10 protein-coding genes are annotated in these 9,697 nt (G+C 44.8%); 6 read left to right on the top strand and 4 right to left on the bottom strand.

Translation table 11 applies throughout. The features are described 5' to 3' along the window. From F8L24_RS07725 to F8L24_RS07705, 5 genes are all read left to right on the top strand, one after another. Positions 1–269: hypothetical protein (locus F8L24_RS07725; protein ID WP_294954097.1), on the top strand; the 269-nt coding region annotated here is incomplete at its 5' end. Between the two features lie 171 nt (positions 270–440). Next, positions 441–1,409 (top strand): integron integrase, encoded by a 969-nt coding sequence (locus F8L24_RS07720; RefSeq protein ID WP_294954094.1) that lies wholly within the window; start codon positions 441–443, stop codon positions 1,407–1,409. A gap of 53 nt (positions 1,410–1,462) precedes the next feature. Then, positions 1,463–3,286, top strand: coding sequence for a menaquinone biosynthesis decarboxylase (locus F8L24_RS07715; RefSeq protein ID WP_294954091.1), 1,824 nt, complete (start codon positions 1,463–1,465; stop codon positions 3,284–3,286). A gap of 224 nt (positions 3,287–3,510) precedes the next feature. Further along, positions 3,511–4,107, top strand: coding sequence for a peroxiredoxin (locus tag F8L24_RS07710; RefSeq protein WP_294954088.1), 597 nt, complete (start codon positions 3,511–3,513; stop codon positions 4,105–4,107). A 166-nt stretch (positions 4,108–4,273) separates the two neighbouring features. Next, positions 4,274–4,696 carry a transcriptional repressor gene (locus F8L24_RS07705; RefSeq protein ID WP_294954085.1) on the top strand — a complete coding sequence of 141 codons (423 nt, stop codon included), beginning with the start codon at positions 4,274–4,276 and terminating at the stop codon, positions 4,694–4,696. A gap of 27 nt (positions 4,697–4,723) precedes the next feature. On the opposite strand, the gene F8L24_RS07700 is transcribed toward F8L24_RS07705, so the two are convergent. Both F8L24_RS07700 and rseP read right to left on the bottom strand, forming a co-directional pair. Continuing rightward, a complete protein-coding gene (locus F8L24_RS07700; RefSeq protein WP_294954081.1) occupies positions 4,724–5,407 on the bottom strand; it encodes a YggS family pyridoxal phosphate-dependent enzyme in 684 nt (227 codons plus the stop codon). A gap of 121 nt (positions 5,408–5,528) precedes the next feature. After that, positions 5,529–6,581, bottom strand: coding sequence for an RIP metalloprotease RseP (gene rseP, locus F8L24_RS07695; protein WP_294954078.1), 1,053 nt, complete (start codon positions 6,579–6,581; stop codon positions 5,529–5,531). 174 nt (positions 6,582–6,755) lie between these two features. On the opposite strand from rseP, the gene F8L24_RS07690 reads away from it, so the two are divergent. After that, positions 6,756–7,988, top strand: a complete 1,233-nt coding sequence (locus tag F8L24_RS07690; protein ID WP_294954075.1) for a hypothetical protein — start codon at positions 6,756–6,758, stop codon at positions 7,986–7,988. A 95-nt stretch (positions 7,989–8,083) separates the two neighbouring features. Here the strand turns inward: F8L24_RS07690 and F8L24_RS07685 are convergent, their stop codons facing one another. Together F8L24_RS07685 and F8L24_RS07680 are read right to left on the bottom strand one after the other, a co-directional pair. Next, positions 8,084–8,818 carry a metal ABC transporter permease gene (locus F8L24_RS07685; protein WP_294954072.1) on the bottom strand — a complete coding sequence of 245 codons (735 nt, stop codon included), beginning with the start codon at positions 8,816–8,818 and terminating at the stop codon, positions 8,084–8,086. Continuing rightward, positions 8,809–9,690, bottom strand: coding sequence for a metal ABC transporter substrate-binding protein (locus tag F8L24_RS07680; RefSeq protein ID WP_294954070.1), 882 nt, complete (start codon positions 9,688–9,690; stop codon positions 8,809–8,811). Before F8L24_RS07680 ends, F8L24_RS07685 begins: the two co-directional genes overlap by 10 nt. Positions 9,691–9,697: the final 7 nt, after the last annotated feature.

Here is a 9,697-nt window from a genome sequence, read left to right as displayed (position 1 = left end):
TAACGGGCGCGCTGATCGCCATTCAGTATGATATCAGAATAACCGTAGGGTATTCTGGTAGCAGACTTGATGTGTGTATCCTGTCATTTGTTGGACGTAGCGGAGCGGAGACCAACGAATGGCAGAGGGGATCACGTTCAGTGATCAGCGCGCCCGTTGCACGCTCCCGTTCCGCGGGTGCGTGCAACTATTTATTAGGGGAACACTTTGTCCTGCTATTCCCTTCTTTTCATATTAGTAGTATATCAAAAATGTCTTTCTATTTATAAAAATATGTCAATGTGAAAGATTTTTGATGGTTTTTTCTCGAAAATCATATAATCATAAAAATTGCTTATGTCCTTTTTGTCGGATATACGCCAATATTTGGACATTTTGTTCCACTATTTGTCTATATTAGACAATAGTAGAACATATGTCCTGCTATGAAGGAGTGGATTATGGAAGTGAAGAAAAAGTTATTAGATATTGTTCGTGACAAGATACGCTTTAAACACTATAGTATAAAAACCGAAAAATCATACGTTAGTTGGATAAAACACTACATCTTTTACCACAACAAAAAACATCCCATAGAAATGGCAAAACCTGAGATAGAGGCTTTTTTAACACATCTCGCTGTAGAGAGAAAAGTTTCTCCCACCACACAAAATCAAGCTTTTTCTGCACTGTTGTTTCTTTATAAAGAAGTACTTGGCATAGATATGAGAGAGTGGAATATCCAGGCGCTTAGAGCGCAAGAGCGAAAACACATACCACAGGTGCTTACCAAAGATGAAGTCAAAAAAGTCATAGATAATCTTACCGGAACTTATCAGCTCATTGTGTACTTGATGTACGGTTGTGGATTACGCATGAGTGAGGCTCTTAATATACGCATTAAAGATATAGACTTTGGATTCGACAAGGTCTATATCTGGGACAGCAAGAGTTTGAAAGACAGAACCGTTCCATTACCACAGGCTATAAAGCAGCGTTTAAAAGCTCAAGTGCAGTATGTTGAAGGAGTTCACAAAAAAGATGTTGCAGACGGATACGGAACTGTCTATATGCCTTATGCGTTGGAGCGTAAATACCCCAATGCGAAATTTGAAACCAAATGGCAGTTCTTGTTTCCTATGAAAAATGTTGCCAGAGACCCGAGAAGTGAAGTGATAAGACGGCATCATGTGCATGAAAAAACGTTAGGAAGAAACATCAAGCAGGCAGCCATGAAAGCACAAGTGCATAAACGCGTGACATCACATATTTTCAGGCATAGCTATGCCACACATCTTTTGCAAAGTGGTATTGACTTGAGAAGCATACAGGAACTTTTGGGTCACAAATCGGTAGAAACCACGATGATCTATACTCATGTGGTGGCAGAAATGAACAAGGGTAGGGTGGCAAGCCCTTTGGATATGTAACAAAACAGCCCTTTTTTGCTATAATCTTTTCAATTTGACAAGAAGGTAGAACTATGCAGGATGTCGTACAATGGCTCAAAGACAACGGTAATTTAAGGGTAATAGACGAACCGCTCGATGTGGAACTGGAGATCCCCCATGTTGCCTACATCGAGGTGAAAAAAGAGGACTCCAGGCCGATTCTTTTTACCAAACCGGTCAACAAAGCCAAGGGCATCAAGTACGATATGCCCGTACTGATGAATATCTTTGCGAACAAGGCACTGACGGAAAAGATCTTTGGAAAACATCCCGATGATGTGGCGGAGGGGATCGAAGAGCTGCTCAAGCTCAAACCGCCCAAGACACTCAAAGCCAAACTGGCGATGATCCCCAAGCTTTTTTCTCTTAAGAATGTATTTCCGAAGCGTTTGAAGTTCAGGGGGGAATGTCAGGAAGTGGTCCTTCCCAAAGAAGAGGTCGATCTGGACAGACTGCCCATTTTGAAAACATGGGAAGAGGACGGCGGGCCGTTCATTACGATGGGACAGGTCTATACCCAGAGCCTTGACGGGCAGATGCAGAACCTCGGTATGTACCGCCTGCAGCAGTATGACAAACATCGTCTCGGTATGCACTGGCAGATCCATAAAGATGCATCGCACTTTTTTGACCAGTACCAGAAAGCCGGGAAGAAAATGCCTGTCACTGTGGCCATAGGCGGGGACCCGCTTTACATCTGGTGCGGACAGGCGCCGATGCCACACGGTATGTTCGAAATGCTGCTGTACGGTTTTGTACGCAACAAGAACGTGCAGCTGGTCAAGTCCATTACCAACGACATTTACATTCCAAGAGATGTGGATATTGTCATTGAAGGTTTCGTCGATCCGGAAAAAATGGAGACAGAAGGGCCGTTCGGAGACCACACGGGGTACTACACGCTCAAAGAGCCTTTCCCTGTGATGGAAGTGGAGACGATCACGATGAAAAAAGCGCCGGTATTCGCTGCAACGGTCGTAGGCAAACCGCCTCTGGAAGACAAATATATGGGCTGGGCGACGGAGAGGGTTTTTCTGCCGATGCTCAAACCGATGGCGCCCGATCTCATTGACTACAACATGCCGGAGAACGGGGTATTCCACAACCTGATACTGGCCAAAATGAAAGTGATGTACAAAGGGCATGCCCAGCAGTTCATGCATGCCTTCTGGGGCGTGGGGCAGATGAGTTTCGTCAAACATGCGCTGTTTGTGGGGGAGGATGCCCCTGAACTTGAAGATGCGGAAGCGTTGACGGAACATATTTTGAACAGGCTCAGCAAAGAGAAAATTCTGATCACACAGGGGATCGTGGACCACCTCGACCACTCCTCAAGTGAGCAGTTCGTAGGTGGAAAACTGGGGGTCGATGCTACAGGTGACGAAGTGGAAGAGGGGGTACAGGAGCTTTTGAGCGATGAAGTACTGCTCTCGACGATACAGGAGATAGACGCTTCCGTGGTCGGGCTCAAACAGTATATGACCCATACGAAGAACCCGGTCTGTGTCATTGCCGTAAGGAAAGAACGTTCCCAGCTCAAACTGATGAAAAAACTGCGGGTACTCAACGCGCATATCAAAGTGCTTGTTGTCGTGGACGAGGCGAACAATGACCTGAATGATCCCTACATGCTCATTTGGCGCGTGGTTAACAATATCGATGCGCAGCGCGACGTGAAACTGAAATCCATCATTGCCATCGACGCGACCAATAAAAGTGAAGTAGACGGTTTCGAAAGAGAATGGCCGGGTGACACTTTCTGTACCCAGTCTGTTTTGGAGAACTTGCAGGAGAAGGGTATTATCGACATTGATGAAACGTTTATTAAAAAATTTGGGTTATTGCCGTTTGCATAATAAAAAAGGTGCGTCACTCCAAGGGTATTTCCGATAGGCATTACGCGCCCTGCGAATTTCGGTGTAGGGTGCTGTCCCCCCGACGGCACCAAAAACATGCCCCCTTCCGAAACAAAAACTAAAATAAGATAATTTTTATCCCATTTATCTCTTCGGTTAATAATAGGTTAAAGAAAATCTGATAGAATTCTCATGTAATAAATATTATCTTTTAAGGAAAAAATATGTTAGTAACAAAAAAAGCTCCGGATTTTACAGCAACAGCTGTACTTGCAGATGGTCAGATCGTAGAAGACTTCAACCTGATGGAAAACCTTGGTGAAAAAGGTGCCGTTCTTTTCTTCTATCCGCTTGATTTTACCTTTGTATGTCCGTCAGAGATCATTGCGTTCTCTCACAGAGCAGATGAATTCAAAAAAAGAGGGATCAACGTCATCGGTGTTTCTGTAGACAGCCAGTTCTCACACTTTGCCTGGAGAGAGACTCCGGTAGCGGAAGGCGGTATCGGCCGTATCAACTTCCCTCTGGTTGCAGACCTTACGAAGCAGATCTCAAGAGATTATGACGTACTTCTTGACGAAGCAGTTGCCCTGAGAGGTTCTTTCCTGATCGATGCTGACGGAACGATCAGACATGCGGTCATCAACGATCTTCCGCTTGGCAGGAATGAAGATGAGATGCTTAGAATGGTAGACGCAATGCTCTTTACCAACGAGCATGGTGAAGTATGTCCTGCAGGCTGGCAGGCAGGTGATGAAGGTATGAAAGCAGATGCTGAAGGTGTTGCCGAGTACCTTGAAAAACACGCTGACGAGCTGTAATAAGCATTCCAGGTGCTCGCACCTGGAATAGTTTGAATTGATACGCTAGTTCCGTATTTCACATTCTTCTCCCTCCCTTTTTACCGAGGTACGGAGCTAACGTATCAATTCATAGAATACATAAGGGGGTATCGCCTATTATCAGAGGCCCCCATGAAGGAAAAAAATGAGAGATTTCGCAGTACTGCTGAAAGAGAACGGACTGAAAGCGACTTTTCAGCGCGTTAATATCCTTGAAGTCATAGAGAAACATGGGCATATGTCAGTCGAAGATATTTATGAAGAAGTGACAAAAGTACACCCTTCGCTTTCTTTGGCAACGATTTATAAAAATATTATTTTGATGCAGGAGAATGCCATTTTGACCGAAGTGCCTATTGCCGGCAAAAAGTCCAAATATGAACTTGCAAAAGCAGATCATATGCATTTTATCTGTACAGAGTGCGGTACGGTTGAGGATAAAATGTGCCTTGATCAGACAGATGTGATCTTTCATCAGCTTAGCGAAGAAAAGCATTTTAAGCTTAAGCAGCGTCAGGTAAATCTATACGGTATTTGTGAAAAATGTCAGATAAAAGAAGCATCGTAACGCGCTGATCCCAAAAATACCCTGCTGTTATTTAAACAGTGCCGACCCTATTCTTACCAGGTTTGATCCGCATTTTATCGCCAGTGTATAATCCCCGCTCATTCCCATGGAACAGACAGAAGCTCCCTCCTTTTTCAGGGTTTCAAAGATAGTGTATGTACTTTCAAAGCTTTTTTGTATGGTTGGGGTATCCTCTGTATGTGCGCCGATTGTCATGACACCTTTGAGTGTGATGTTGGGGCAGTTCTCTTTGATCTGCAGGTAAATATCCCGGGCTTCTTCAGGTGTGACGCCGGACTTGGTCTCTTCCCTGGCAGAGTTGATCTGGAGAAGGCAGTTCATCTTTGTCTCTTTGGCCCCAAGTTTCTTGTTGAGTTCTTCGGCGAGGGAAAGAGAGTCAAGTGACTGCATCAGTACCGGATGCAGGTCAATGAGATTATTGATCTTGTTTTTTTGCAAATGTCCGATCATATGCCACTCGAGCGGCAGTTCTTCAAATGTATGCATACGTTCTTTGAGCTGCTGTACCTGGTTTTCTCCAAAAGCTCTCTGCCCCAGTTCATAGAGGGTAGCAATATTTTCCACTTCGGTGTATTTTCCTATTGCAACAAGCTGTACGATATGGTGTTCGCTGACAGCGATGCGTGCTTCTTCTATGTTCCAGATGATTTCATCAAGGTTTTTTCTTAAGTGTTCTTTGTCCAGTATCATTGTCATCCTTTTTTGGTGCTGTAGGGGTACCGCACCCTACACGGTTTTTAAAAAAGCTTTCTATTAAAGTAAAGAAAGCATACCATAACTCTTAACTCTTTATGTTTTGCAAGGTAAAACACTATCCCATCAGCCGATTGATATCGTTGTAGATTCCGAGCAGCATCAGTCCCAGAAGAATGGCCCAGCCGACGAGAGTCATGTTATACATTACCTTTTCACTCGGTGCTTTTCCTCGGAGCATTTCATACAGGTTGAACATGATGTGCCCGCCGTCGAGTGCCGGAATGGGAAGTAGGTTCAGTACGCCAAGATTCACTGAAATGAGGGCAGTAAAGAAAAAGAGCGCCAGTATGCCGGCATGGCTTGCTTGTGCGGTGACATCAACGATAGTAATGATGCCGCCGAGTTTGTCTGGACTAACTGCACCGGTAAGCAGTTTCTGAACACTTTTAAAAATGAGTGTACTTGACTTTACTGTTTCTTCCCAGGCATATTGAAAGCCTTCAAGCAGTCCGTAATGGACAGTGGTCTGTTTTGCCAATGGTGAAATACCGATGATCCTCCGGGTAATCTTTTCTCCAAAAAGGTTTTTGTCATCGATTACTTTGGGCGTAAGCAAAAGTGTTTTCAAATGTCTGTTGCGTTCGATGACCAGAGTGATCTTTCCTTTGGAAGCATTGATCTGTTTGCCGATCTCCTCCCAGTATTTGATATTGACTCCGTTGATCTGGAGGATCTTATCTTCCTTTTTCAGCCCGGCCTGGTAGGCCGGAGTGTCTTTCGTTACCTGACCCACATAGGCAAGCAGTTTGGGAACTCCCATGTAGGCAATGGCAAGATAGAGCAGAAAAGCCATGAGGAAATTCGCGAAAGGGCCGGCAAGCAGTATGACGATACGCTGCCAGGGTTTTTTGGTATTGTAACTGTCCCTGTCATAGCTGATCTTGGTCGGGTCTGTATCGTCCTGTCCTTTCATTTTGACATATCCGCCAAGGGGAATGGCAGAGAGGCTCCACTCCGTTTTTCCGATCTTTTTTGTCCAGATACGTTTGCCGAATCCAATACTGAAAACATCGATCTGTACACCGAAAAAACGTGCGGCGGTGAAGTGTCCGAGTTCGTGAAAGAAGATCAGGACGGAAAGAACCAGCAGTGCGACTAAAATACCCATATAAATCCCATGTATCCCGCATTTGACAGGATATTTTTTTAACAGATTATATCCAAGTGTGGTAAAAAATTGATATAGATTAACCTTTTGGTATCTTTTTTTGCTAAAATAAAGAGAGATTACTGCTGACTGGTGAAGAAGATGGCAGTAACACACTTTGCAAGAGGAGTATAGATGAGTGAGAGAAAAGAACAGAATGAAGAGCTTGAAGTAAAAAGCGAAGTACTTGAGGAAAAACATCAGCCGGAAGAAACGGATGAAATGCCTGAGAGCGAAAAAGAGGCAGTAGAGACGGAAGGCTCTGCTGCCTCTGAAGAAAAAGATGAAGCGGCTGAACCTGAAACAGAAGAGCAGACAGGAACAGAAGAGGCGGCGGAAGCTGAAGAAGAAGTTGAAGCAAGTGAAGAAGATGAAGCATCAGAATCATCCAAAGAAGCTGAAAAATCCGAAGAAGACCTGGAGACCCAGATCGCCAATCTGAACAAGCAGGATGCTGCTGTACTGCTGATCAAAAAGGCAAAACACATCGTTCATGATGCAGAGGCGCAGATGGATGCATGCAAGATGCTGCTCTCGGATGACCTGCAGGATTTTGAAGCGGCAAAACAGGCTCTGAAATCCGGGGGAATGGATGAGAGTGAAGCACTTTTGGAAGAACTTGGCTTCCGGGAACCCGATGAGGATGAAGATAAAGAGGTCGTTGTTTTTGAAACGAAAGAAGAAGTACAGCCTGTACATATCAGCGATGTTTCAAGCGGGAAGTTCACAGGCTTTTTGCTGGCACTTCTCGGCGGTGCCGTGACGGCGGCAGGTATGATTTATGTAGCCACGGAGAAAGTAGGGGTGACACTTGATGTAACGAAAGTCCCCTCCCGTGAAATCATTGATAAAGTACTCGGATGGTACGGTTCGTTCATTGGACGGGAGAATGATGCCTTGCTGGGAGGACCTATCGTGCTGGTAGTGGTTCTTTTTGTCATGTGGTTGATCTACACGATCCGTATCAGTCTGAAAGCAGGCAGCAATTTACAGTTTGCCAAAGAAGAATTGCAGAAAGCTGAAGAATATGCTTCTCTCAAGGGAACCTGCAAAGATGAAATGGACAAAATTGATGCGCATATTAAAGATGCGGTACAAACAATGAAAGACTACGAAGTGGTACTGCATGAACAGGAAGGAAAGCTTAAAAGGATCCGTCACTTTGAAAAAGCTGATAATGGGAAAAGTGCCCAATATCATGAAAAATCACTTCAGGAAATGACAAATACCCATGACTTGATCCAGGCGATCAAAGATTTTCTGAATGTGCCAATGTCCGAAGACGGAAAGCTGTCAGGAAAAAGTACCCTCTTCCTTTACAGCGCCAAGTCAAAGCTGCAAAAAGTACTTGAAAGGCTTCACCGCTGACCTTTCATTTATTCCAACGGCTTTCGTTGGAATAAAGCATGGATCGTTTTATAATAGTAAAATATATTCCCCAAACGGTAATTTTTCCTTCTTAATTAAAATATCAAAGCATTCAAAATACCTGTAAGCGAAGCGATAAATACGATCGTGTATCCTGTGGGAAGATCATAGAGGTAGGATACGACCATAGAGAGTATAATAATGGCCGAACCGGCAACCCATGCAAACACAAGAGCAGGAAACCTGCTTTGCAAAAGAGCAAGAAATGCAGGAACGATAAGCAGTACAAAAACCACCAGAACCCCTGCAAGCTGCACAGAGGAAGTTACAGTTAAAGCCAAAAGACCAAAGAAAAACAATTCTTTGCTGATACCGGAGAGTTTTTTATGGACAAGAAAAAAGAGTATGGCGATACCAGTATAGAGCAGTAATGGTTCCCACAGGTCTGATGGAGATGTAAACAAAATATCGGCTGCCTGAAGTTTATTAAAAAGCTCTGTTCCCTGGGAGGTATTGGAAAGCAGGACAATAATGGCACTGGCACCCAGCGCATAGAGCATTCCTATAAAGGCTTCAATATGTTTGACCCGGTACGTTGCTATGGATATAAGCAAAGCGCCGATGAGTGCAAAGACCAATGTCAGCACAAAGGCATAATGCCCGTCAAAGAAGAGCAGGCTCAGCGCGACACCGATGGCAGCAAATTGGCCGATGGCAAGGTCGGTAAAGATCACCCCGCGTTTAATGATCTCTAAACCGAAGATCGCATGGATGAAGACCAGAAGGATCGCCAGCACAAAGGCCGGCCACAGCAGTGCGATCAGTGACATAATCTTTTCGCAATAGTGTTATAGAAACTTTCAAGTGTACCTGTACCGCTTACGGCACCGACATCGTGCGGTAGAATGATGACTTTTGCACCTGTTTTGGCTGCGATGAATTTGGCTGTTTTCTTTTCATGGTAAGGGTCTTGCAGAATGGTTCCGATATGCTGTTTTCGCATTTTTGAGATCAGCTCCATTGTATGTCTGGAACTTGGGGCGATCCCCGGCAGTGGTTCGATGGCAGCGACAGCTTTAATACCAAAACGCTTTAGCAGGTAATTGTAGAGTTCATGATACTGTACCACCTTTTTGCCTTTACAGCGTCTCATTTGACTGTCAAATGTTCTCAGGTAAGTTTTCCAGTGTGCACTGAATCGTGAGAAGTTTTGGGCATACTCGGAAGCATGCGCTTCATCGAGTTGTGACAGTTTTTTGACAATATAGTGTGCAATCGGCAGTACATTGTGCGGGTCGGTATCGAAATGCGGGTTTCCTTCCGGGTGCACATCGCCATAGGCGCGTGATACCGCTTTGGGCTTGTCTATGAGATGAATGGCACGGCTGACATCGACAAAACCTTTTGCCCCTATGCGCACTTTGGGATTGTTGGCCCGCTTGAGCAGTGGAGGCAGCCAGCCTATTTCAAGTCCTGCTCCGTTAGCCACAAGCATATCGGCACGGGCAATGGCAGGAATGAGTGAAGGTTTGGGGATGACAAAGTGCGGATCGAATTTTGCCGAAGCCAGTACTTTGACCTTGACATTCTCTCTTCCCACAGCTTTGACGATCTTTCCAAGGTAGGGATAGCTTGCTACGACATTCATGCGTGCAAAGAGCGATGCGGAACAGATCAGTGTGAATAAAAGTATTTTTTTCATGGTTGCC

Source organism: Sulfurovum sp., from assembly GCF_015493435.1.
Taxonomy (GTDB): Bacteria; Campylobacterota; Campylobacteria; order Campylobacterales; family Sulfurovaceae; genus Sulfurovum.
The sequence above is the reverse complement of the archived record's forward strand: the minus strand, read 5'-3'. Positions and strand labels throughout refer to the sequence as shown.

Bases quoted from the DNA above. Each gene is read 5' to 3' on its own strand.
- F8L24_RS07690 (WP_294954075.1), top strand. From the start codon at position 6,756: ATGAGTGAGAGAAAAGAACAGAATGAAGAGCTTGAAGTAAAAAGCGAA.
- F8L24_RS07715 (WP_294954091.1), top strand. From the start codon at position 1,463: ATGCAGGATGTCGTACAATGGCTCAAAGACAACGGTAATTTAAGGGTA.
- F8L24_RS07710 (WP_294954088.1), top strand. From the start codon at position 3,511: ATGTTAGTAACAAAAAAAGCTCCGGATTTTACAGCAACAGCTGTACTT.
- F8L24_RS07705 (WP_294954085.1), top strand. From the start codon at position 4,274: ATGAGAGATTTCGCAGTACTGCTGAAAGAGAACGGACTGAAAGCGACT.
- F8L24_RS07680 (WP_294954070.1), bottom strand. From the start codon at position 9,690: ATGAAAAAAATACTTTTATTCACACTGATCTGTTCCGCATCGCTCTTT.
- F8L24_RS07700 (WP_294954081.1), bottom strand. From the start codon at position 5,407: ATGATACTGGACAAAGAACACTTAAGAAAAAACCTTGATGAAATCATC.
- F8L24_RS07720 (WP_294954094.1), top strand. From the start codon at position 441: ATGGAAGTGAAGAAAAAGTTATTAGATATTGTTCGTGACAAGATACGC.
- F8L24_RS07685 (WP_294954072.1), bottom strand. From the start codon at position 8,818: ATGTCACTGATCGCACTGCTGTGGCCGGCCTTTGTGCTGGCGATCCTT.
- rseP (WP_294954078.1), bottom strand. From the start codon at position 6,581: ATGGGTATTTTAGTCGCACTGCTGGTTCTTTCCGTCCTGATCTTCTTT.